The sequence below is a fragment of the Gottfriedia acidiceleris genome (genome assembly GCF_004138285.1).
Lineage (GTDB): Bacteria > Bacillota > Bacilli > Bacillales > Bacillaceae_G > Gottfriedia > Gottfriedia acidiceleris_A.
Genome location: NZ_SCFN01000012.1, coordinates 22,764 through 46,917 on the forward strand (window position 1 = coordinate 22,764; position 24,154 = coordinate 46,917).

Below are 24,154 nucleotides of genomic sequence, written 5' to 3' on the forward strand. Positions count from 1 at the left end.
ACATGTTGATTTGGCAAATTGAATTATTTTTAATTGAACAGCCTCTAAAAATACCTTTTAAAACAAGCTATGGTACATATGAAAAACGTGAAAGTATTATTGTTAAAATTGTAGATGCTAACGGAATATGTGGTTATGGGGAAGTCGTTGCTTTTTCAGAGCCGTGGTATACAGAAGAAACAATTCAAACAGCTCTTCATACTTTACAGGATTTCTTTATACCGAACTTATTAAAAAAACAGTTTAATCATCCAAGTGAAGTTGCTATACAATTAAATCAATTTAAAGGCAATCAAATGGCTAAATCTGGACTTGAAGGTGCATATTGGGATTTGTATAGTAAACTAAATTCAGTCACTTTAGCACAAGCTTTAGGGGGCAATAAGGCAGATATACCAGTTGGGGTTGTAATTAGTATAGACGAGCCAATAAAAATGTTGAAACAAATTGGTGCATATGTAGCAGAAGGCTATGAACGATTTAAAGTTAAAGTTTCAAAAGAAAATGATTATGAAATTGTATCAACTATACGAAATAGCTATCCAACAATCCCTCTAATGATTGATGCCAATTCAGATTATTCGATTGAAGACATTCCGAAACTAAAAAAATTAGATGAATTTAATCTGTTGATGATTGAACAGCCCTTCGGCGAACGCCAATTCATCGAGCACGCCATTCTTCAAAAGGAAATTTCTACTCCTGTCTGTTTAGATGAAAGTATATGTTCCTTAGAAGATGTTCAAATTGCGTATGAATTAAACGCTTGCGAAATCATTACGGTAAAGCCTGGGAGAGTCGGAGGATTAACTAAATCAATTGAAATTCATGATTATTGTGTGGAAAAGAATATTCCAATTTGGGTTGGAGGTATGATTGAAACAGGGATTTCTAGAATTCAGAACGTTGCCTTAGCATCTCTTCCCGGATTTACAATACCGGGAGATATTTCGGCTTCATCTAGACATTGGGAGCATGATCTCATTTTTCCAGAGGTAGCTTTAATAAATGGAAAAGTTAAAGTACCAATTAGCCCTGGTTTAGGAGTCGAAGTGGATGAAGAGAGAATCCGAAGCATTTCTAAAAAGATTTATAAATATTATACTTAAAAATAGGAAATTTGGTAACAAAGGTCTCACACAACAGAAACAGTATTCTAGGGTGGAATTTAACACACACTCAATAATAGACAGAAATAGCCTAATAAAAAAATACGATCAAATTAAACTTGTTATTCGTTTCAAGTTTCTTTGACCGTATCTTTTTTTGTTTCTTTATTTATTTTATCAGGTACAGGATCATATCCACCTGGATGTAGTGGGTGACACTTAAGTATTCTTTTAGTAGTTAAATAAGTTCCTTTAAGGGCACCATGGGTTTGTATTGCCTCTAGTCCATAACTTGAGCAAGTTGGATAGAATCTACATGATGGTGGCGTTGCAGGTGAAATCCATTTTTGATAAAATCTAATGATTCCAATTAAAATTTTATTCATATACAAACCTTTCGTCTGCTAGAATTATTTCTCATCATGGTTATTTTTCATTTTAACGTCTTCTAGCTTATCGACTTTATGTTGTACACCATAGCCTTTATTTACGGTAAGAACGAATGCACCGAATACAACAACGATAATAATTCCACTAACAACAAAAACTCCAGTCATACTATATCCTCCTAAATAGTTATACTACTATGATATAGTATACTGTCCAATATGCAAGGCATTCAAATATTTTCATAAAGTTTCAGGAATATTATTTCAATAATGATGAAACATTTTAATAGAAATAGTACAATGGAAAAACAAGTATGAATGTAGGAAGGTTAAAATGTACATATTTAAAGATTTTTACCATAATACAGTTGAATTATCGTTTGAGAAACATCCATTTTCACCCGATCCAAAACATGTTTGGGTTATTTGTAAATACAATGACCAATGGTTACTCACAGACCATCAAAGAAGAGGATACGAATTCCCAGGCGGAAAAGTCGAGGAAGGCGAATCACCTGAAGAAGCAGCTAAACGTGAAGTTTTAGAAGAAACAGGTGGAAATGTATCTAAAATTAATTATTTAGGGCAATACCGTGTTACAGGTAAGGATAAAATTATCATAAAAAATATTTATTTTGCCGAAATAGGAGAACTTTTAACACAAAAGCATTATTTTGAAACAAACGGCCCTGTATTGTTAGACGAATTTCCACCAAACATAAAAAAAGATCGCCGATTTAGTTTTATCATGCGTGACGAAGTATTTTCACAAAGTTTAAGTTACTTGAATACTAAAAAAAGCTCACTTTTATAAGGTGAGCTTTTTTTAGTGTTGAAATATATAATTATAAGGGGTTCATGATCTATAAATGATTCTAAATATTAATCTGTTTGAGCAATTTTATTAAACCAACAAACTCTAGTAAATGTTTATTGTTTCTGAAGTTAAAAATATCAAGAGTAATTTTTAGAAAAAAGTTCAAATGATTAGTTTATAAGTTAATGTTCGATCTCAATTGATCTACAAACGGATTAACAAGTTATTATGCTACTCTAAGTAAAGGATATTAAATAGGTTTTTAGTGTAAGCATTTTTTTGATGAATAAGTTGATTGGAGCGAATGGGTGCTCGACTCCTATGGGATAAGCGGGAAGGCTGAGACCCCACAGGAACGAACGTGACGAGGAGGCTCAGGTCTCGCCCCATGGAAAGCGAGCATCCCGTAGTGGAAATCAACTTCACTAAACTCCTTTACGAAAATTTGGAAATTAAATGACAAGGTTGTTTTTCAACAGAGTGAAAAAAGCTCACTATATTAAGTGAGCTTTGATACATTAAACTTTTCCTATACCTTTAACTCATATTACTCCAAATTACTTCTTTATTGTTTTTCTCTCAATATATTCAACAATAATATACATCAAACCAGCACATACACTTATGATTAATACACTCATTAGAACAAGAGTAAAATTAAATACTTGGAAGCCATAAACGATTAAATAGCCAAGTCCGTTTTTTGAAACTAAGAACTCTCCGACGATCACTCCTACCCAAGCTAATCCGACATTTACTTTTAATGTTGAAATGACGGTAGGTATACTAGCAGGAAAGATGACATTTTTAAATATTTGAGTTTTTGTTGCTCCAAAACTTTTAATGACTTTTACGTAATTTTCATCTACCTGTAAGAAGGCTTGATAAATAACTAGCGCTGTTATGACAAAACTTATTATGATCCCCATGGCAATTATGGAAGAATATGAGGGGCCAAAAATTACAATGATGATTGGACCAAGCGCGACTTTTGGCATGGCATTAAAGACTACTAAAAATGGATCAAGTACCTTTGAGGCAAATGGATACCACCAAAGAATGATTGCCAGAATGACCCCGATAATTGTGCCTAAAATAAATCCAACGAGTGTTTCAGTGATTGTAGTCATAGCATCATGATAAATGGAGCCATCTCCCAATTTTGCGCTGAGTAAATCGTAAATTCTAATAGGTGAACTAAACAATAATGGATCAATTATTTTTCGATGACTTAAAAGCTCCCAAGCTATAAAAAAGATAATAATAATTAATAGTTGGAAGAAAAATATGAGTAGCTTTGTACGACGATTTTTTTTGACGATACTGGCGTGATAGGATTTTAGTTCGTCATTTACTTTATCCACGTTTCTCCAACTCCTTCCAAATCGCAGAAACATAAGAAGAAAAGAGTGATTGGTGTCGTGTTTCAAAAGGGGAGCGTATACATAATTCTTCTGGTAAATTGAAAATTTTTGATATTTTTGTAGGAGCATTTGTTAGCGTAATAACCCGATCACACATGGCTACTGCTTCTTCTATATCGTGAGTTACTAAGATAGCGGTAGTGTTTAACTTCTTAAATAAGTTGAAAACTAATTCTTCAAGCTTAACTTTATTTTGATAATCTAGAGCGGAAAATGGTTCATCTAATAATACAATTGAAGGGCTTGTAGAAAGAGTTCTCACTAATGCAACGCGTTGTCTCATCCCACCGGATAGTTCTCTTGGGTATGCATTTTCATAACCATTTAGTCCAACTTCATTTAGCAATTTTAGCGTTCGATTTTTATTTTCTTCGGAATCCTTATCTAGAATCTGAAGACCTAGAAAGATATTTTCTTTAATTGTTTTCCAAGGGAATAAATAGTCATGCTGAAGCATGTAACCAATTTCTCCCGATTTTATATCATAAGGTTTACCTTTAAACTTCACTGAACCGTGATATGGTGTAAGCAATGAAGAAATGATCGATAAAAGTGTGCTTTTTCCACAGCCACTTGGACCTAATACAGATACAAATTCACCTTTTTCAACTTCAAACGTTAAGCCATCCAATATTTTAATTGCTTTTTCTTTCGATAAAAAAACATGAGAAATTTCATTAACTGATAGATAATTCATTTTATTAACCTACTACTTCTCCGTAGATTTTTCGGCGAATTTTGTATCAACTAAAACTGAGTGTGGAACTTCTTTTGGTAATACACCAGAGTTCTTCATAATCTTTTGAAGATTATTCCACTCATCTTCTTCTAATATTGGATTTGTTGAATAAGAATTTTGAGACTTATAACGTTCAATAACTTTTATTGAAATGTCTAAAGGAGTATCTTTAAAGAATGGTGCAACACTTTTTGCAATCTCTTCTGCGGAATGAGTATCAACCCATTGTTCAGCTTCATAAATTGCATCAGTAAATTTTTGAGCCGTTTTCGCATTCTTCTTCAAATAACTTTCTTTTGCTATAAAAGCAGTGTAAGGAACTTTTCCAGACTCCAAGCCGAATGAAGCAACGATTTTACCTCTTCCTTCTTTTTCCATAATACTTGCTGTAGGTTCAAACAATTGAACATACTCTCCAGTACCTGAAGCATATGCATTCGCGATATTTGCGAAGTCAATATTCTGAATAAGGTTCAGATCTTTATGTGGATCGATCCCATGTTTACTTAGGACATATTCGCCAACCATTTGTGGCATTCCACCTTTTCTTTGACCTAAAAATGTTTTGTCTTTTAGTTGGTCCCAATTAAATGGTACAGTTTGATTTCTAGCTACTAGAAATGTTCCATCAGTTTGAGTCAATTGGGCAAAGCTTTTTACTGGATCATTTGCACCTTGAGCGTATACATATATAGTTGTTTCAGGCCCAACTAATCCTATATCTGCACCGTTTGACAATACAGCAGTCATAGTTTTATCTCCACCAGCAGTAGTTGTTATTTCAACATCCAATCCATGCTTTTTGAAGATTCCTTCACTAATGGCCACATATTGAGGTGCATAAAACAATGAATGTGTCACTTCTGCAACTCTTACCTTTGTGGTACCATCTTTAGGTTTATCCTTCGAACATCCACCTAAAATAGAAGCAACTAATAAAAACAAAATAACGAGCCATTTGATTTTCATTTAATCCCTCCTAATCGAAAATATACAATTAGCCTATGCAATAGGAGAAAATGGGTGAATGCGGAGTACTGACCGTGCTAAAATCGCTTGGAAACTTATGAGACATCTGAGATGTACAGGATAAGATGGTAAAATAAAGAAAAACCTCTCTTACTTCCTTTTTAGGAAATTAGAGAGGTTTTTATCTACTCTTTGAAAAATATTTTCGAGTATCTTCACGTATTTCGTTAGGTAAAACACTTTCTAATTCTTTGTTTAACCATGAAAGTGTTTTATTACGTAAATAATCATGCATCTTTTCTTCGGCAGAGAGCATGACTAAATTGATCGTGCAGGAGGTACTTGGAGTACAACCCTTTTCTCTAAAAAGATAACCGTTATCTTTAATATTTTTGCATTGAAATATTGGCTTAGAACCTTCAATTGCTTCAATTACATCCCAAAAAGAAATTTCTTCTGGAGACTTGGCAAGTTTAAAGCCACCCTTAACTCCTGGAACTGAACTTACAATACCAGCTTTAGACAACTTACTAAAAATCTTTGAAAGATATGTATCTGAAACACCTTGAAAGAAGGATAAGTCCTTTATTCCAATTGGAGAATCTTCAGGAGTGTCAATTAAATAAACAAGGCAGTGAAGTGCATACTCAACTCCAACGCTATACTGCATTAAAACACCTTCTTCATAAATGAGATTATTTTTAATTAATCTTAGAAATGTTTTATTTCTTTGTCAAACATTTACGTTTAGGAGTAATTCAAAGTTAAAAGAAGTTTGACATAATGAAATAAACGAATTATTATAGATAATATAAATCGGCGATTAATAGTGTCGCTAATTTATATATTTCAATAAACTACATTTACTTTAATTATTTTTAGAATTAACTTTTTTAGGGGGAATTAAAATGGAAAAACAAATTAATTATTCAAAATTAGCACCAGAAGCATTAAAAATAATGATGGAAATGGAAAAGTATATTAAATCAGCAGGTATAGACGATAAACTTCGTGAACTTATTAAAATTCGCGTTTCACAAATAAATGGTTGTGCATTTTGCCTTGACATGCATACCTCTGAAGCAAGAGAAATAGGAGAAACGGAACAACGTTTATACTGTATTAGTGCATGGAGAGATTGCGATTTTTACACAGATGCAGAAAAAGTAGCTTTAGAGTTAACTGAGCATATCACACTGATTTCGAATAAAGGTGTATCTGATGAACTATATAATCGTGTAAGTAAACACTTTAGCGAAAATGAATATGCAAATCTTGTATTCATCATCAATCAAATTAACAGTTGGAATCGTATCTCTATTTCTATGGGTAATAAACCAGCTGAAAAATAATATCCTAATTAAATTTGATATAAAAAAAATGAGCCGAAGAGTGGCTCATTTTTTTAATGTAATTTCAATTTTTATTAAAATTTTTTACTTCTATAACATCGCTTTTTATTAATTTATTTTTATTAGAATAAATTTTTATAGTGTAAAGATCATAATTATTTTTAATATAAATTTTTTTGATCCACTGTCATATTTGAAGTAGCAATAGAACTTTTAAAGAATTATCTGGAGGTTGTTTTTTTATACTGAAATTAAAAATGGCTGCCAAAAAGTCATAGATTCCGACTTTTTGGACAGCCCTTACATTTTAATTTATAAGATTATTTTAAAGGTCCACCAAGTTCAGCTAATTTAGCATCAAAGCCTTCAAATTTTTTGAAGTTTTCTTTGAATTTATTTACTAATTCAAGAGCTTTTTGATCATAAGCTGATTGATCTTCCCAAGTTGTTGATGGAACTAATACGCTATCAGGTACACCAGGTACATGAGTTGGAATTGCTAGACCGAAAAACTCGTCTTGTGTAGTTTCAACTGAGTTCAAATCTCCTTCAAGTGCAGCGTGAACCATTGCTCTTGTGTAAGAAAGATTCATACGTTTACCAACGCCGTATTCTCCACCAGTCCAACCAGTGTTTACTAAGAAAACATTTACATTATGTTTTTCAATTTTTTCACCAAGCATTTTTGCATATTCTACAGCTGGAAGCGGTAAGAATGGTGATCCGAAACATGTAGAGAATGTTACTTGTGGAGAAGTAACACCACGCTCAGTACCAGCTAATTTACTAGTAAATCCGCTTAAGAAGTGGTACATTGCTTGCTCTTTTGTTAATTTACTGATTGGAGGTAATACTCCAAATGCATCAGCAGTTAAAAAGATAATTGCATGCGGATGTCCAGCAACACTTGGCTCAATGATATTTTGAATTGCTTGCATTGGATATGCAGCGCGAGTATTTTCTGTTAAAGTTGTATCATCATAGTCAGCTAAACGGCTATCAGATTTAACAACAACATTTTCTAACACAGTACCAAATTTAATTGCAGAGAAAATTTGAGGCTCTTTTTCAAATGTTAAATTGATACATTTAGCGTAGCAACCACCTTCAATATTGAATACACCATTATCTGACCAGCCATGCTCATCATCACCGATTAACTTACGGTCTGCATCTGCAGATAATGTAGTTTTACCAGTTCCTGAAAGTCCAAAGAATAATGCTACATCGCCTTCGCTACCAACGTTAGCAGAACAGTGCATTGGTAAAACATTATTTTGTGGTAATAGGAAATTCATGATAGAGAAAATAGATTTTTTCATTTCACCAGCATATTCCGTACCACCAATTAAGATTATTTTCTTCTCAAATGATATAATAACAAATGCCTCTGAATTTGTTCCATCTACTACTGGGTCTGCTTTAAATGTAGGGGCAGAAACAATTGTAAATTCTGCTTCATGAGTTTGAAGTTCTTGCTCAGTTGGGCGAATAAATAATTGATGAGCAAATAAGTTGTGCCATGCAAATTCGTTAATTACTTGGATTGGTAAACGATACTCTGTATCAGCACCAGCAAATCCTTTAAATAAGAATAATTCGTTACGATCTTTTAAGTAATTAAGTACTTTGCTATACAATTTTTCGAATACGTCAGCAGAGATTGGTGTATTTACTGAACCCCAATCGATTAAATTTTCAACAGATGCCTCTTTAACAATAAATTTATCTTTAGGTGAACGTCCAGTATATTTGCCTGTTGAAACGCTAACTGCTCCTGTTGACGTTAAAATTCCTTCTTGTCTTGTTAGAACTTTTTCAACTAATTCAGAAACGCTTAGTTGGTTATACATTTGATTACTAGTAAGTAATTCGTTTAATTCAAAGTTTACATCAACTGTCTTCATATACTAATACCATCCTTTAAATATAATTTGTCTGCCATGTAGGTATCTCGATAAATAGTATAACACATTTATTTTAATAGTGTATACTATTAGTTGGCAAAATGTGTTATGAATTTGATTAAAAAATAAATTTGAGTAAAATTTACTTATTTTATTGAAGGAATTTAGTTAATTGTAAGATAATATTTAGTAATTTCCCATTAAATAGAAATGAATGTAGAAATTAAGTTATTGTAGAATTATGTCTAAGTAATGATGAAAATTGTTGACAAGAAAGTGAAATTTTAATATGATACTTTTCATACGGATACTCTCTTATCCCGAGTAGGTGGAGGGATACAGGCCCTACGAAGCCCAGCAACCTCACATAATGTGAAAGGTGCTGAACCTGATGCAAGGCTTTTTTTGTCTTGGACGATAAGAGTGAAAGGCAAATAACTTTAACCCTTTCCTCACGCAATTTTGGATAAGAGGAAGGCTTTTTTTTTGCTCAAAACTTAATTACAGTGGCAATTTCGTAATTTACACTGAGTTATCTTTATCTTAAATGGGGAACATTAGTATAGGAAATACTTTTTCTATTCTTTTGTTGAAAAAAGAGATCCGTCAATTCAATTTAGGAGGGGACTCAATGTCACAACGTCGTTTATTTACTTCAGAATCAGTTACAGAAGGACATCCAGATAAAATCTGTGACCAAATTTCAGATTCTATTCTTGATGCAATTTTAGCAAATGATCCGAATGCTCGTGTAGCAGCGGAAACTTCAGTTACAACAGGTTTAGTACTTGTTGCAGGTGAAATTACAACTTCTACTTATGTAGATATTCCAAAAATCGTTCGCGAAACAATCCGTGAAATCGGTTATGACCGTGCAAAATACGGATTTGATGCAGATACATGTGCAGTTTTAACTTCTATCGATGAGCAATCAGCAGATATCGCTTTAGGTGTAGACCAAGCATTAGAAGCTCGTGAAGGTAGCATGTCAGATGAAGAAATTGAAGCAATCGGTGCAGGAGACCAAGGTTTAATGTTCGGTTTTGCTGTCAATGAAACACCTGAATTAATGCCACTTCCAATTTCATTATCTCACAAAATTGCTCGCCGTTTAACTGAAGTTAGAAAAAATGAAACAGTTTCTTACTTACGTCCAGACGGTAAAACTCAAGTAACAGTTGAGTATGATGAAAACAACAAACCAGTTCGTATTGATGCAATTGTTGTATCAACACAACATGGTCCAGAAGCTACTCAAGCTCAAATTGAAAATGATATTAAAGAACTTGTAATTAAACCAGTTGTACCAGCTGAGTTAATTGATGAAAACACAAAATTCTTTATCAACCCAACAGGTCGTTTCGTAATCGGTGGACCTCAAGGGGATGCTGGTTTAACAGGTCGTAAAATTATTGTTGATACTTACGGTGGATATGCTCGTCACGGTGGTGGCGCATTCTCTGGTAAAGATGCAACTAAAGTTGACCGTTCTGCTGCTTACGCTGCACGTTACGTTGCGAAAAACATCGTAGCTGCTGGCTTAGCTGATAAAGCTGAAGTTCAATTAGCATATGCAATTGGTGTTGCTAAACCAGTTTCAATCGCTATTGATACTTTTGGTACAGGTAAAGTTTCAGAAGAAAAATTAGTTGAAGTAATTCGCAACAACTTCGACCTACGTCCAGCTGGAATTATTAAAATGCTTGACCTACGTCGTCCGATTTACAAACAAACTGCTGCTTATGGTCACTTTGGCCGTACAGATATCGATCTTCCTTGGGAGCGTACTGATAAAGCAGAAGTTTTAAAAACTGAAGCAGGTCTATAATAAAATGATTAAGGCTGAATATGGCATATGCTATATTCAGTCTTTTTTGCATTTTAAGAAAGGATAAATTGGCAAAGAGGAAGATAATACGACGTGGTGGCCAATTTTAAGAATAAAATATAAGTGCAACTACGCCCCTGTTTTCACCTAAAAGGCTCGTCAATCGACGAGTTTTCTTTATTTATATAGAATTACATTTCTTTATATAGGTATACTTAAAAATCATTTTTCATAGGTTTAAATGACTAAATTAATGTTTGTAATGGAGGAACCTATGAAAGCGATTATATGTACAAAATATGGTCCACCAGAAGTTCTTCAAATCAAAGAAGTTGAAAAACCAAAAATAAAAGATGATGAGGTATTAATTAAAATACACGCAACAACTGTAACCGCTGGAGATGTAAAACTTAGAAGCTCCGATTTTCCTTTTATGTATTGGCTGCCTTCACGCCTTATGTTTGGCCTTACAAAGCCGAAAAATAAAATATCAGGTTGTGAGCTTGCAGGAGAAATAGTCAAAGTTGGCAAAAACGTAAGAAATTTTAAAATAGGTGATCAAGTTTTTGGATATAGTGGATTTACTTTTGGGGCTAATGCTGAGTATATATCTTTACATGAGGAAGGTGTTCTAGCTAAAAAACCAATAAATATGTCATTTGAGCAAGCTGCAGCAGTACCTGTTGGGGCACTTACTGCATTACACTTTCTAAGGAGAAGTATTATTCAAAATGGACAAAAAGTACTTATTTATGGTGCTTCAGGAAGTGTTGGAACATATGCAATTCAGTTAGCTAAATATTTTGGTACAGAAGTTACCGCCTTATGTAGTACTTCTAATTTAGAATTGGTAAGGGCTTTAGGCGCAAATGAAGTAATAGATTATACAAATGAAGATCTTGCTAAGAGTAAGAAAACTTATGACATTATTTTTGATACGGTAGGAAAAAGCTCATTTTCTAATTGTAAAAGAATGCTTAACAAAGATGGCGTTTATTTATTAAGTGCAGTATGGAAGCTTTCAGTTTATTTTCAAGCAATATGGAGTAATTTGATTAGTAATAAAAAAGCCATACTTGGTGTAGCAAATATGAACAATGAAGATTTAAACTATATAAAAGCACTTATTGAAGCGGATAAGTTAAAAGCTGTTATTGATCGACAGTATCCGCTTGATCAAATTGTTGATGCACATCGTTACGTAGAAAAAGGGCATAAGAAGGGGAATGTCGTTATTAACATTCGAGAGATTTCAGACTGTTGACAAACGCTCGCTTTCTTTGTTGCTTCGCCTCCTAGCGCGGTGCTCATTACTATTTGGGGTTACACCGCCTCGAAATATATACTTTATCTACACAAAGAAATCCCTCAAAATGACCTTTTGAGGGATTTCTTTTATAGATTTTCATTTTGCTGTCGGATTTCTTCACCAGCTAACATCATATTGGCTGTTTCAATTTTACGGTGCTCATCCACGGAATGCCCTGGATCGAGATTATTAAGGTCTGCTTGTATTTTCATTTGCTCTTCGTTTATGAGGGGGATATTTTTTTTGCTCAATTTTATTACCTCCATATATATTGTAGAAAGTCGATGAAACTCATCGTTGTTTTAGTCTTAACGAATTGACTAACTTCATTCAAATTTATAGAAGTATTTGATTTACTGGCTTAATTCATTTATTAATTTTTGAAAGGTGAGATAAGCAGGCTTAATCGTATAATCATCCTTCATAATACCAAATTGATGAAATAGGTCGTCTTTTGAACTATCAGCATCCCTTAAACCAAAAAATTCATAATGAGTAATATTTAGTTCCTGACGAAGTGAATAGACTGTTCGAATAATTTTCTCAAGTACGATTGATTGCTGCTCATATGATCTTTCGATTTGTATAAATGGATTTTTTCCGGTAGGCCATCCATTCTCTGTAATGTGGATTGGAAGAGTGGATGGGAAACCATTACTATCCAATGTTTCTCGAAATTTACGTAGTATGTTTTCTACTGAAACAGCAACTTCCTCAATTTTTAATGGTTCCTCAAATACATCCACATAAAAATTATGACCTACATAATCAATTGAATGAATTAATTCGTCCCCACCAATTTTCATTAGATTTTCCCAAAAATGTGGAATTGTTTTTTCTCCCTCAGGAACAGAGCCAAATCCAATTTTAATAGGTAAATTGTTTTTTTCAATTTCTTCTCTTACAGTTAGAACGCCTTGTACAAGCGCTTCTAATACATATGGTTTGGATCCATCCATAAACGATAAATTAGGCTCATTTGTAATTTGAATTGATTCAAGGCAAGTGCCATACGCTTTAATTACTTTACGAACAAAATTTAACCAATAATCCAGTGAAAGGCTTGGATCCATAAGGCAGCCAATTGTTAAATCTCCTAATAAACCTGCGCTTTTATATCGATTTAGAGCGTCAAATACTTTTTCTTCTGTTTCAGGTCCCGTATAAACAGCATACATTCTTGGTAAAAGCTGATTAGTATTACCTTTTAGCTCTTTAAGAGCAGATGATATTTTTTCATAATTATCATCAGGACCTGTAGCTAATCCTATAGGTGTACCAGCTACGCTAAGGGGATAGATACCAAAAGTTAACCCAGTTGATTTCATCTGCATCACTCCTTTAGTTAGTTAGTAAATATATATTTACATTTTATTGTTCAAATATATATATTTATGATATTATCGGTTTGTATATCGGGTAAATAATAAACTTTTATTTACTAAATGTCAATTTAGAAATTTTTTTCATAGAAAGGTTCGTAATAAAATGAATTCAAATCCAAATCAAATTGCAGAGAAGTTTATCCAACTACTTCCTTTAATTTTTAATAAGTTTAACAAGCCGGGCTCTAAAAATTCTTTAAAGAATAAGCAGACCGAGTTAACTCATTTACAAAGTCATATACTAGAAGAGTTGTTTCAAACAGTAGATGGAATCTCAATTACAGAGCTAGCACAAAATATAAGCATATCTAAACAGCAAATGACTCCATTAATTATGAAATTAGAAGAAAAGGAATATGTATCTAAAATTCAGGATCTGAATGATAAACGAAGTGTAAAAATTATACTTACTGAAAAAGGAAAAAAAGTTGTCACAAAACGGTGGGAAGATTTTTATCATATTTTTTGTGAACGAATTGGACAACTAGATGAGGAGGACTTGCTTGATTTAGATTACTCAATGCACAAAATCATAAGAATACTTGGGAAATTAGAATAGAGGGCAAATTGAAGGGGAGGAATCTCGATGAGCCTGCTTATTTTTGTTAAATTATAGAAATCCTTGAACATTACTTACTAATCATATATTATGTTTTAATATAACAACATACAAAAAATGTATAACCTCATTGATATGGTATGAGGGTCTCTACCAGGAACCGTAAAATCCTGATTACGAAAAAGAATGTAATTTTATTTACATCCTTCTTCGTAATCAGGATTTTTTTTGTTTTCACACAATTATGAAAATGACTAGGGAGGAAAAATAATGAAAACAGTCTATATAAATGCAACATTTTTTACAATGGATCAGGAGAATCAAATTTTTGATAATGGTATGATGATCGTACAAGATCAATTCATTACTTATGTAGGAAATCATTCTGAAGAGTTAATGAAGGATGCAGATCAAGTAGTTAATCTTCAAGGGAAATGGGTAATGCCAGGACTTGTTAATACACATTCACATATTCTTATGACTCTTTTACGTGGTATTGGAGATGACATGCTGCTAAAGCCTTGGTTAGAAACTAAAATATGGCCAATCGAAAGACAATATACAACAGAAATTGCTTCTATAAGTGCACAGCTTGGTATTTTAGAAATGGTTAAGTCAGGCACTACAACGTTCTCAGATATGTTTAACCCTAATGGAATCGATCCAAATGTTGTCATGGAGACAATTAGTGAAACTGGAATTAGAGGAGCATTTTCATATTCAATATTTAGCTTTGGAACTGAAGAAGAGCAAAGATTGAATCTTAAAGGTGCTGAGCAATTTTCAAAAGACTACAAAAGTTTTGCTGATGGCCGTCTTACAACGATGGTTGCACCCCATAGTCCATATGCATGTACACCAGAAGCTCTAATCGAAAGTGCACGCATTGCAAAAGAAAATGATTTAATGATGCACATTCATGTATCTGAAACAGATTATGAAATTCAAGATATTGAAACCCGCTATTCGAACCGCCCTGTAGAACATCTTCGCAAATTAGGTGTATTTAATCAACCGACAGTAATGGCTCACGGAGTAGTTCTTAATGATGAAGAAAGAGCGATACTAAAGGAATATGATGTACGAGTTGCTCATAATCCAATTAGTAATTTGAAGTTAGGTTCTGGGGTTGCTGATGTGGTTAGTTTATTAAACGCTGGAGTAAAAGTAGGTATAGCAACGGATAGCACTGCATCTAATAACAATCTTGACATGTTTGAAGAAGTGAGAATAGCTGCACTGCTACAAAAAGGAATGTATAAAGATGCTACGAAATTCTCAGCACAAACTGCATTAACTTTGGCTACTCGAGGTGGCGCAGAAGCTATAGGAATGGGACATACTGGATCACTTGAAGCCAATAAGAAGGCAGACTTTATTACAATTTATCCATTTGATAAAGAGCATTTACAACCATTAAGTAATGCATATTCACACTTACTATACGCTGCACGTGGTAGCGATGTATGTGATGTTTTCATTGATGGGAAAGCAGTAGTAAAGGACCGTATTAGTTTAACAATTGATGAAGAAAAAGTAATTTCAGAAGTAAATCGATTACAGAGTAGATTTGCTTAGAAGAAGTTTACAAAGAAGAGCAGGAAAAGTAATTTCCTGCTCTTTCTAATTTAAAAATAGCGTTCATTGATGATTTTTAAGTGATGTAATTCATGGCCTGCAATAATATAAGCAATAGCACGAGGTGTCGTTGGGTGATTTAGAACATTTCCCTCATTTTCTAATGTTTCATAAGATAAGTTTTCTAGCATGGATAAAGTGGCTTGACGAACAGTTTGAAATTCATAAATAATTTGCTCTAGATCAAGTCGGTTAAAATTTGCATTTTCATTATAGGCATTCTCATCAAAAGATGGCAATGGAGTGTGATCTCCTCTTGCAATTGCCAACAGACGATAGCACATTATTCTTTCAGTATCTACTAAATGTCCAAGAACCTCCTTAATACTCCATTTCCCTTCCTCGTATCGATATTCGGATTTTTCTTTCGAGATTGCTTTAAAAAAGTTTATTGATTCCTCTAATTGCTTCCTCAAATTGCTTCCTCAAAATAGTTTGTAGGTCACCTTCAGGAACTAGCTCAATATAACCTTTAAAGTGTGGATTATATTCGTTTGAATTTGGTCTAGACATCATTATTAATCACCTCAAAGTTTTTAGATTTAAGATCAACAAAGCATAGTACAATAAGGAAATTATATAGTATGGTAAAATTAAGTAAATAGAAGTTTGAAAAATAAAAATATTAAGGATGATTAATATGAATATTCAGCTGAAGCAACGTTTTAAGCAATTTGCAAAAATTGAATGTGAAAATTCTAGTGGACTATATGAATATTTATCATTAAAAATTGCAGAAGACGAAGAAATACTTGATTTGTGTTCTTTTGCGCAAGACGGTCAACCTATTCCCAATTTATTATTAGGTTCGATTCATTATTTGTTAATGAATGGCAATCGTCATCCGTTAAAGGATTTCTATCCAAGTCTAGTAGAAACTCCAAAAAAATTAGAAGATTCCTATCCATATTTTCAGGATTTTTGTAAAAAATTTAGAAACGAAATTATTCAGCTTATTCAAACGAAAATTGTCCAAACAAATGAAGTTAGACGTTGTGCCTATCTTTATCCGTGCTTTTCCTACATTTATCAAAAGGTTAATAAACCAATCTCATTAATTGAAATAGGAACTAGTGCTGGACTTCAGCTATTATGGGATCAATATAAGTATTCTTATAGCTCATGCGAAACTATTTATGGGGATATAAAATCGAATGTTCTTATCGAATCGAAAGTAAAAGATAAAGGCTCAACTATTCTCACATTATTAGACAAAGTTCCTCCAGTTGTTGATCGATATGGAATAGATTTACATGTAAATGATTTATCAAATGAAGAAGACTATTTGTGGCTAAAAGCCTTAATTTGGCCTGAGCATTTTGAACGAAGAGAGTTATTTGAAAAAGCCGTTCTATGTATGAAGGAAAATGAAATCAATTTATTAGAGGCAGACGGTATTAATATCCTTCCAGATGTAGTTAAACAGCTATCAAATGATTCAATTCTATGCATTTTTCACACACATGTTGCAAATCAAATACCAGAAGAAGGAAAACAACGTTTACTAAAAACTGTTGAGGATATTAGTAAAAATAGAGATGTATTTCATCTATATAATAATATTTGGGATCGGATGCTACATCTTGACTATTATATCGGTGGGATTAAGTCTGAAAAAGTAATAGGAGAAACAGAAGGTCATGGAAAATGGTTTGAATGGAGGATTTACTAAAAATATATAGCTATGAAAAGAGGGAGTAAAATGGAGATTAAAGGATTAAATCATTTGTTGTTTTCAGTATCTAATCTTGAAACAGCAATCGATTTCTATAGAAACGTATTTGATGCAACTCTCTTAGTGAAAGGCAGAACAACAGCATATTTTGATTTGAATGGTATATGGCTCGCTTTAAATGTAGAGAAAGATATACCTAGAAAAGAAATTCATCAATCGTATACGCATATGGCTTTTACAATTGATGAAGACGATTTTGAAAAAATTTATGATAAACTAGTTCAACTAAAGGTGAATATATTGAATGGCCGCGATAGAGATAAACGTGATAAAAATTCAATTTATTTTACTGATCCAGATGGACATAAGTTTGAATTTCATACAGGTACTTTACAAGATCGAATTGAATATTATAAACAATCAAAACCACATATGGATTTCTACATTTAGTTGTTGATTAGAAAGTTTAGAAAAACTTTCTATATAAAAATATCTTGAATTAAAGATATTTTTTGATACAATATAGTTAAGATCTCGGTAAATAAAATATAAAATATCGTATTAAACAGATAAATAAATGAGATATCTATATAGGTTATTCTTTATATTATATCTTGAATTAAAGATAAAAATAAAAGGAGCGATAAACTATGTTTGAAAAAATTAATAATAAACAATTAGGTCATGCTGATCACGGTTGGTTAAAAACAATTCACCATTTTTCATTTGCAAATTATTATGATCCAAGTAATATGAACTTTGGTGTATTAAGAGTATTAAATGATGATTTAATTAAAGCACACAGAGGTTTTGGTACTCACCCACATAATGATATGGAAATCATCACATATGTCATTAATGGAAATTTAACCCACTCTGATAGTATGGGGAATAAACATGAAATTGGACGTGGCGATATACAGTACATGAGTGCAGGAACGGGTGTATATCACAGTGAACACAATATGGGTAAGGATTTATTAAGGTTAATTCAATTATGGATTATTCCTGACAAAGAAGGTCATACTCCAAATTACGGTGACTTAATATCAGATTGGGAAAAGAGAGAAGGAAAATGGTATCATATGGTATCTCCAGTTGAAGGGAGTGCCCCGATCAAAATTCACCAGGATGCAAATATTTACTCGCTTGCATTAAATGAAAATGAAGAAATTTCTTTTGAAATGAAAAAGGATCGACAAGCGTATTTAGTCTTATTAGAAGGAAATGCCATTGTGAATGGAGAACTAATGGAAGCTAGTGATGCTGCAAAAATAATTGAAGAAGATATTAAAATAAAATCAAAAGATTTTTCACATTATTTAGTAGTAGAAATGAAAAAATAATAGATGAAATGATCTAATTATTGGAGGGGAAATAGGGAATGAAAACAAGTATTAAATGGGATGGAAAGTTAGCTTTTTCAGGAATTGCACCATCTGGCCATGAGATAAAAATGGATACTGCCGAGTCTTTAGGTGGAGAGAATAGTGCACCTACACCAGTTGAACTTTTAATTAATGCAGTTGCAGGATGTACAGCAATTGATATCGTATTAATCCTTGAAAAAATGAGATTAAAACTAACTTCATTCGAAATTGAAGTAAATGGTGAACGAGCAGAAGAGCACCCTAAGCGATTTACTGACATTCACTTGCATTATCTATTAGGTGGAGAGTTAGATGCAGAAAAAGTTCGAAAAGCTATTAAATTATCAAAGGATAAATATTGCTCGGTAGCTCATTCTTTAAACGCTAACATTACAGCAAGTTTCACATTAAATGGAACGAAGGATGAAGAAGTAATGTAATTAAATGTAGCTGTCTCTAAAGTGAAAGTACTACTTATGGGGCAGCTTTTTTAATTGCAATTCAAAAAAACCAGCACTTTGCTGGTTTTTATACTTACTCTTCATTATCTAATTGTTTTTTTACATAAGTAGGAAGCATAAAGCACCCAACATGTAGGTCTGTATTATAATATTTTGTTTCGATTCCTAACTTATTCCATTCATCAGCTTTAATGTCTTTAATTGGGTCGTATTTTTTGGAAGCAAATCCGAATAACCAATGTCCAGATGGATAAGTTGGCATATGGAATTGATAGACTCTTGAAATCGGAAATGTTTCTTTAATTTTGGAATGAGCACGTTTCATTTCGTGCGCGTAACTAGCGTAATATGGACTTTCATGCTGGTTAATAAGTATACCTTCTTCACTTAATACCCGTTTGCAATTGTTATAGAAAGCAACTGTAAAAAGCCCTTCACCAGGTCCAATAGGATCAGTTGAATCGACCAAAATCAGATCGTAATAACCTTCATCAGCTTCTTGTACGAACTTTAGGCCATCTTCGAAATATAAGGTTAATCGATTATCTTGATCTAATTTTGAAGCCGTTAAAGGTAAGTATTGTTGGCATAGCCTTACCACTCGCTCATCAATTTCTACCATATCAACAACTTCCACACTTGGGTATCGTAGTACTTCACGAGCAGTACCACCGTCGCCCCCACCGATAATTAGTACTTTTTTAATGTTTGGATTAACGGCCATTGATACATGCGTAATCATATCATGGTAGATAAATTCATCTTTTTCCGTAACCATCATATAACCATCTAGTGTAAAGAATGTTCCAAATGTTTCACTTCTAAAGAAATCGATTTGTTGAAACTCACTTTTTTCAGAATGAATATGTTCTTGAACCTTTATGGAGAACTTCGTATCTTCTTGGTGATTCTCTGTATACCATAAATCCATTAAATTTTCCTCCAAACTTCGATCGACGACCTTTATTATATAAGGGTCATCATCATCGTTGATTGTGATCGTTCCTTCTGCTTTTAAATAAAGATAATGCTGAATCAATTCGGTTGAAATTAGTTCACCAGGTATACAAAGAGGGATACCAGGAGGGTAAATCATGATTGATTCGCCACTAATTAATCCACTAGCATCATGAATTGAAATAATACGTTTTGGATGATAGTACGCTTCTCTAGGAGTCATGACCATCTTAGGATTTTTTAATGCAACACTAATATCTGTCTCAAGTTTTGGAAGTTTACCGTAATATCGGTCACTAATATCCCTTAATGCATCAATTAATGTTTGAATGGTGTCTTCATTATCACCTAGCGAGATAATTGCTAAAATGACATTAGGTTCGGCAAGTTCGATTTGAATTTTATATTGTTCTGCAAGCATGTCATATACTTTAAAACCAGACATTCCTAAATCTGAAACTTTAACAACGAGTTTTAACTCATCGTAATCGAATACTCCAACTCCATTTCGATATGAATCTCGTGTAATACATTTTAATCCTTTTATGGAGTTAATTTCATCTTTAGCTTTTTTCGTTAAATTGAGTAATTTTTCAAAGCGCTCTTGACCTTCTAAAACTAATTTCTTTCTAGCAACATCGATTGAACACATAAGTAAATAGGAAGCAGATGTTGTTTGAAATAAATTAATTGTAGATCGAACCCTATTTTTAGTAATGATCCCATCATTATGTAGTAGAACTGATGCTTGTGTTAAAGCACCTCCAGTTTTATGCAAACTAAGGGTAACAAGGTCAGCACCAAGAAGGGCAGCGTTACTTGGTAAATCAGGGTGAAACGAAAAGTGAGCACCATGGGCTTGGTCTACTAAAACAGGAATCCCCCTGGAATGACCAATGTCGATAATTTGTTTTAAATCTGAAGTTGCTCCAAAATAAGTTGGATTTATAATAAGGATAGCTTTTACATCCGAATTTAAATCTAGAGCATGAAGAACAGATTTTACTGAAACGCCATTTACAATTCCATACTCATAATCAATTTCTGGTTCAATAAATACTGGTTTAGCACCCGCTAAGATTAATGCATTTATTGCGGATTTGTGTACATTCCTTGGTAGGAGAATTTTATCTCCATGTTCAAGGGCGCTCATAATCATATATTGAACTCCAGAAGTCGAACCATTTACTAACATATAAGCATTATCTGAATGAAAGGCATCCGCTAATAATGTTTCGGCTTCTTGGATTACACCTGTTGGATGCGATAAGTTATCAACACGCTTTGAAGAATTGACATCCATCTTAAGAGCCATATCACTCCAAAGCTCTCTTAATTCCTCGAGTGAATTACCTCTTTTATGCCCGGGAACATCAAAGCTTGTAATATCTTCCTTAGCATAACGGACTAATTCAGTTAAAAGCGGTGTTTTACTGTGATCCATCATCCATCAATATCCTCCACATCAGGACCATTCCATAAATTTTTACCGTAAAAGATTTCATCCATCTCATACTTTACTTTTTCTTCTATTTCTAAAATTTCATCCGCGTCTAATTTTTCTTTTGTGTAGCCAAAAAGATAATTATCCAAATTAAATTGTTTCAACTTACATTTTGTATGAAAAATATTTTCTTGGAACACATTCACATCAATCATTTGATACATTTCCTTTATTTTTTGAGGAATGTAATTTTGGATTGAGTTTATATCATGATCAATAAATAATTTATAACCACTAACATCACGAGTAAATCCTCGAACACGATAATCAATTGTCATAATATCGGCATCAAATTGGTGAATTAAATAGTTTAATGCTTTTAATGGAGAAATTTCTCCGCATGTAGATACATCAATATCTGCTCTGAATGTACTAATTCCATCATCCGGATGATATTCTGGGTAAGTGTGAACAGTAATATGACTTTTATCTAAAGCTGCTACTACTAGCTCCGGTAATGGACCAGGTGATTCGGAATAAGTTTCAGATGAAGGGTTATCAACCGGACCTTCTGAAACGAGAATCGTAACACTTGCTCCTTGAGGATCATAATCTTGTTTTGCAACATTTAAAATGTGAGCTCCAATGATATGCGTAACTTCAGTTAAAATTTTTGTTAAACGGTCAGCGTTATATTGTTCATCGATGTACTGAATATAGGCTTCACGTTCTTCTTTCGTTTTTGTAAAGCAAATATCATACATATTAAAACTTAATGATTTCGTTAAGTTATTAAAACCATAAAGTTGAAAATTATTTGACGATGAAATATTCATCTATTGTCCTCCTAATTTTACAAAGTGAAAAAGTACGTACGAAAAGTAAAAGCGACTGTACAATAGTCGCTAGTGTAACTACTCAATATATATTGTTGGTTTTTGAATTATTCATTATTCACATAAGTTGATGATTGAGGAGTTACTGATAGATAAGTTTTTTTGTCGTTTTATTTATAATATTCAGAAAATAAAAACTTGAAAAATCTTAAGCCTTCTTAGATATGAGGATTGGTGGTTGTGGTGTAAAGATTAGTTCAAATTCTAGTACTAGTTTATTAAAGATACTAGTCCAATCCTGTGTTAATGCATAATCTCTTGCTTTTTTTGACATATGCTTCAACATTTCACTTCCTTGTAAGCAATCCTCAATTGCTTGGCAAAAAGAAGATATATTTTGGGGCTCACAGAGGACACCAGTTGAATAATCTCTAATTATATTTTTAACTCCACCTGCATTTGCACCAATTACTGGTGTTCCACACGCCATTGCTTCAAGTACTACATTTCCAAATGTTTCAGTGTCAGACGGAAAGACCATTAAATCAGACACACCGTATATCTCAACTAAGTCCTTTTTTTGAAGGTAGCCTGTATAGATAATTTGATCAGTACCAGTTTTCTTGATCATTTCTTCTTTTTTGGGACCATCTCCAACGATTATCCAAGTTAAATTTTTGTTAAAACGTTGTTTAGTATAGTTTATTATCTTCGATAAGGTTTCTAAATCCTTTTCAGGTGCAATTCTTCCGACAAAACAAACCGTATATTTAGAAGTAATATTATATTTTTGTTTTATTTCATTATGATTAGGAGTTGGACGAAAGATTGAACAGTCAACGCCATGGGTCCAAATAGAGAGATTGTTAAAACCTTTTGTCACTAAATGATTGAATGTATCCTTCGAAGGAACAAATATTTTTTGAGTAGGTTTATGAAACCAATCTAAGTACTTCCATAAAATATTTTCTAAGAATGTTAAGTTATAGTACTGAAGATAATGATCAAAATTTGTGTGGTATGAAGCAACTAAAGGAATTTTCATTTTTTTAGCAATATGGAGACCGCTTAATCCAATAGTAAATGGCGTTGCGATATGAATAATATCCGGATTAAATTCTTTAAGCGTCTTTTTCATTTTAGAAAGGTTTGGAAATGAAATTTTACATTCAGGATAAATTTTAAATGGTACAGATTTTAATCTTGTTACATCTTCCGTTGAAAATAAACCGTAGTCCTCAGGAGCAAACACATGGTATGAATGGCCATGATCTTTTAAGTAATTTGTAAATCGATTTAAAGTTTTGGCAACACCATTCACTTGAGGAATATAGGTGTCTGTAAAAATAGCTACTCTCATAATTTTTCCTCCTCACAAATGATAGATAAAAAACTGTGAAATAAATGTAGTAAATATACCAAGTAATATTCCGAAAAACACATCTGTTGGATAATGTAAGCCAAGATAAATTCGAGAGAAAGAAACACACAAAACTAAAGGAAGTAAAATAAATGCTGTAAATGGTAAATAAATCATAATAGGAAGTGCAACAGAAATAATTGCCGTTGTATGACCAGAAGGGAAGGAATGATCTTTTAAAGGATTTTTTAGAACAAAAGTACCTTCTAGTTTAAGATAAGGCCTTTTACGTGGATAAAAACGTTTAAGGAAATGAACAGGAATATGGCTAAGAGAAAGGGTACAACAACATAAGATTGATGCTTCATGCAATTCACCTTTGGAATAAAGTAATAAAATTAATGCTGATGCAATTGTAAAAGTAGCTCCGCCAAGATGTGTAATATTACGAAAGAAAAAATTCAAGTAACGCTTCTGGAACAATGAATTAACGCGATAAAAAAGTTGACATTCATATGTGTGAATCTTTTGAAGAATAGCGCTCATTTTTCATCCTCCATTATGCTGATATTTTTAACTTCATTATAAAAAGGGTTTATGGATTTAAATAGAAGCTTTTGTAAATG

General features: G+C 32.9%; 25 protein-coding genes and 2 riboswitches. Of the genes, 11 read left to right on the forward strand and 14 right to left on the reverse strand.

Translation table 11 applies throughout. The features are described 5' to 3' along the window. Positions 1–2 precede the first annotated feature (2 nt). Entirely contained in the window at positions 3–1,109 is a 1,107-nt protein-coding gene (gene menC / locus EP747_RS16390) for an o-succinylbenzoate synthase (RefSeq protein ID WP_129691193.1), read from the forward strand. Between the two features lie 131 nt (positions 1,110–1,240). Here the strand turns inward: menC and yidD are convergent, their stop codons facing one another. After that, positions 1,241–1,495, reverse strand: a complete 255-nt coding sequence (yidD, locus tag EP747_RS16395; protein ID WP_098233478.1) for a membrane protein insertion efficiency factor YidD — start codon at positions 1,493–1,495, stop codon at positions 1,241–1,243. A gap of 24 nt (positions 1,496–1,519) precedes the next feature. Beyond that, the gene (ytzI, locus tag EP747_RS16400; protein WP_088013603.1) at positions 1,520–1,666 is read right to left on the reverse strand and encodes a YtzI protein; all 147 of its coding nucleotides are present in this window, start codon (positions 1,664–1,666) and stop codon (positions 1,520–1,522) included. A 166-nt stretch (positions 1,667–1,832) separates the two neighbouring features. Between ytzI and ytkD the strand changes: the two genes are divergently transcribed. Next, entirely contained in the window at positions 1,833–2,312 is a 480-nt protein-coding gene (gene ytkD, locus EP747_RS16405) for an RNA deprotection pyrophosphohydrolase (RefSeq protein ID WP_098233477.1), read from the forward strand. A gap of 560 nt (positions 2,313–2,872) precedes the next feature. Here the strand turns inward: ytkD and EP747_RS16410 are convergent. From EP747_RS16410 to EP747_RS16425, 4 genes are all read right to left on the reverse strand, one after another. Then, positions 2,873–3,712: an ABC transporter permease gene (locus tag EP747_RS16410; protein WP_129691194.1), complete on the reverse strand. Its 840-nt coding sequence runs from the start codon at positions 3,710–3,712 to the stop codon at positions 2,873–2,875. Then, entirely contained in the window at positions 3,672–4,436 is a 765-nt protein-coding gene (locus EP747_RS16415) for an ABC transporter ATP-binding protein (RefSeq protein ID WP_129691195.1), read from the reverse strand. Before EP747_RS16415 ends, EP747_RS16410 begins: the two co-directional genes overlap by 41 nt. Before the next feature lie 12 nt (positions 4,437–4,448). Then, positions 4,449–5,441, reverse strand: coding sequence for an ABC transporter substrate-binding protein (locus EP747_RS16420; protein WP_419179319.1), 993 nt, complete (start codon positions 5,439–5,441; stop codon positions 4,449–4,451). A gap of 187 nt (positions 5,442–5,628) precedes the next feature. Continuing rightward, on the reverse strand, positions 5,629–6,117 hold the full coding sequence (locus tag EP747_RS16425; RefSeq protein WP_129691197.1) for an RrF2 family transcriptional regulator: 489 nt from the start codon (positions 6,115–6,117) through the stop codon (positions 5,629–5,631). Positions 6,118–6,355: 238 nt separating this feature from the next. On the opposite strand from EP747_RS16425, the gene EP747_RS16430 reads away from it, so the two are divergent. Further along, positions 6,356–6,799 carry a carboxymuconolactone decarboxylase family protein gene (locus EP747_RS16430; protein WP_129691198.1) on the forward strand — a complete coding sequence of 148 codons (444 nt, stop codon included), beginning with the start codon at positions 6,356–6,358 and terminating at the stop codon, positions 6,797–6,799. A 320-nt stretch (positions 6,800–7,119) separates the two neighbouring features. Here the strand turns inward: EP747_RS16430 and pckA are convergent, their stop codons facing one another. Beyond that, positions 7,120–8,706, reverse strand: coding sequence for a phosphoenolpyruvate carboxykinase (ATP) (gene pckA, locus EP747_RS16435; protein ID WP_129691199.1), 1,587 nt, complete (start codon positions 8,704–8,706; stop codon positions 7,120–7,122). A 312-nt stretch (positions 8,707–9,018) separates the two neighbouring features. After that, positions 9,019–9,130: riboswitch (SAM riboswitch) on the forward strand. A gap of 207 nt (positions 9,131–9,337) precedes the next feature. Between pckA and metK the strand changes: the two genes are divergently transcribed. Both metK and EP747_RS16445 read left to right on the forward strand, forming a co-directional pair. After that, the gene (metK, locus tag EP747_RS16440) at positions 9,338–10,534 is read left to right on the forward strand and encodes a methionine adenosyltransferase (protein WP_098119567.1); all 1,197 of its coding nucleotides are present in this window, start codon (positions 9,338–9,340) and stop codon (positions 10,532–10,534) included. Positions 10,535–10,808: 274 nt separating this feature from the next. Continuing rightward, positions 10,809–11,798 carry an NAD(P)-dependent alcohol dehydrogenase gene (locus EP747_RS16445; protein WP_129691200.1) on the forward strand — a complete coding sequence of 330 codons (990 nt, stop codon included), beginning with the start codon at positions 10,809–10,811 and terminating at the stop codon, positions 11,796–11,798. Positions 11,799–11,929: 131 nt separating this feature from the next. Here the strand turns inward: EP747_RS16445 and EP747_RS24330 are convergent, their stop codons facing one another. Together EP747_RS24330 and EP747_RS16450 are read right to left on the reverse strand one after the other, a co-directional pair. After that, on the reverse strand, positions 11,930–12,094 hold the full coding sequence (locus tag EP747_RS24330) for a hypothetical protein (protein WP_165347107.1): 165 nt from the start codon (positions 12,092–12,094) through the stop codon (positions 11,930–11,932). A 102-nt stretch (positions 12,095–12,196) separates the two neighbouring features. Further along, the gene (locus EP747_RS16450) at positions 12,197–13,171 is read right to left on the reverse strand and encodes a hypothetical protein (protein WP_129691201.1); all 975 of its coding nucleotides are present in this window, start codon (positions 13,169–13,171) and stop codon (positions 12,197–12,199) included. Positions 13,172–13,331: 160 nt separating this feature from the next. Between EP747_RS16450 and EP747_RS16455 the strand changes: the two genes are divergently transcribed. Together EP747_RS16455 and EP747_RS16460 are read left to right on the forward strand one after the other, a co-directional pair. Then, the gene (locus EP747_RS16455) at positions 13,332–13,787 is read left to right on the forward strand and encodes a MarR family winged helix-turn-helix transcriptional regulator (protein WP_129691202.1); all 456 of its coding nucleotides are present in this window, start codon (positions 13,332–13,334) and stop codon (positions 13,785–13,787) included. Positions 13,788–13,884: 97 nt separating this feature from the next. Continuing rightward, a riboswitch (purine riboswitch) is annotated at positions 13,885–13,984 on the forward strand. Positions 13,985–14,057: 73 nt separating this feature from the next. Then, the gene (locus EP747_RS16460; RefSeq protein WP_129691203.1) at positions 14,058–15,365 is read left to right on the forward strand and encodes an amidohydrolase family protein; all 1,308 of its coding nucleotides are present in this window, start codon (positions 14,058–14,060) and stop codon (positions 15,363–15,365) included. Positions 15,366–15,415: 50 nt separating this feature from the next. Here the strand turns inward: EP747_RS16460 and EP747_RS16465 are convergent, their stop codons facing one another. Continuing rightward, positions 15,416–15,841: a DinB family protein gene (locus EP747_RS16465; protein ID WP_235832913.1), complete on the reverse strand. Its 426-nt coding sequence runs from the start codon at positions 15,839–15,841 to the stop codon at positions 15,416–15,418. A gap of 218 nt (positions 15,842–16,059) precedes the next feature. On the opposite strand from EP747_RS16465, the gene EP747_RS16470 reads away from it, so the two are divergent. From EP747_RS16470 to EP747_RS16485, 4 genes are all read left to right on the forward strand, one after another. Then, positions 16,060–17,097, forward strand: a complete 1,038-nt coding sequence (locus tag EP747_RS16470) for a DUF2332 domain-containing protein (RefSeq protein ID WP_419179320.1) — start codon at positions 16,060–16,062, stop codon at positions 17,095–17,097. Positions 17,098–17,127: 30 nt separating this feature from the next. Next, positions 17,128–17,550 (forward strand): FosM family fosfomycin resistance protein, encoded by a 423-nt coding sequence (gene fosM / locus EP747_RS16475; protein ID WP_129691205.1) that lies wholly within the window; start codon positions 17,128–17,130, stop codon positions 17,548–17,550. Positions 17,551–17,750: 200 nt separating this feature from the next. Further along, complete coding sequence (locus EP747_RS16480) at positions 17,751–18,446, forward strand: pirin family protein (protein WP_129691206.1); 696 nt, start codon at positions 17,751–17,753, stop codon at positions 18,444–18,446. A gap of 38 nt (positions 18,447–18,484) precedes the next feature. Continuing rightward, the gene (locus EP747_RS16485) at positions 18,485–18,910 is read left to right on the forward strand and encodes an OsmC family protein (RefSeq protein WP_129691207.1); all 426 of its coding nucleotides are present in this window, start codon (positions 18,485–18,487) and stop codon (positions 18,908–18,910) included. Between the two features lie 94 nt (positions 18,911–19,004). Here EP747_RS16485 and speE read toward each other — a convergent pair whose 3' ends face one another. The 4 genes from speE to EP747_RS16510 all read right to left on the reverse strand — a co-directional run bounded on the left by speE (position 19,005) and on the right by EP747_RS16510 (position 24,074). Next, complete coding sequence (speE, locus tag EP747_RS24540) at positions 19,005–21,335, reverse strand: polyamine aminopropyltransferase (protein ID WP_205753841.1); 2,331 nt, start codon at positions 21,333–21,335, stop codon at positions 19,005–19,007. Further along, positions 21,332–22,168: an adenosylmethionine decarboxylase gene (speD, locus tag EP747_RS16500; RefSeq protein ID WP_129691208.1), complete on the reverse strand. Its 837-nt coding sequence runs from the start codon at positions 22,166–22,168 to the stop codon at positions 21,332–21,334. Before speD ends, speE begins: the two co-directional genes overlap by 4 nt. A 208-nt stretch (positions 22,169–22,376) precedes the next feature. Further along, complete coding sequence (locus EP747_RS16505; RefSeq protein WP_129691209.1) at positions 22,377–23,528, reverse strand: glycosyltransferase family 4 protein; 1,152 nt, start codon at positions 23,526–23,528, stop codon at positions 22,377–22,379. Between the two features lie 12 nt (positions 23,529–23,540). Next, a complete protein-coding gene (locus EP747_RS16510) occupies positions 23,541–24,074 on the reverse strand; it encodes a phosphatase PAP2 family protein (protein ID WP_129691210.1) in 534 nt (177 codons plus the stop codon). Positions 24,075–24,154 lie beyond the last annotated feature (80 nt).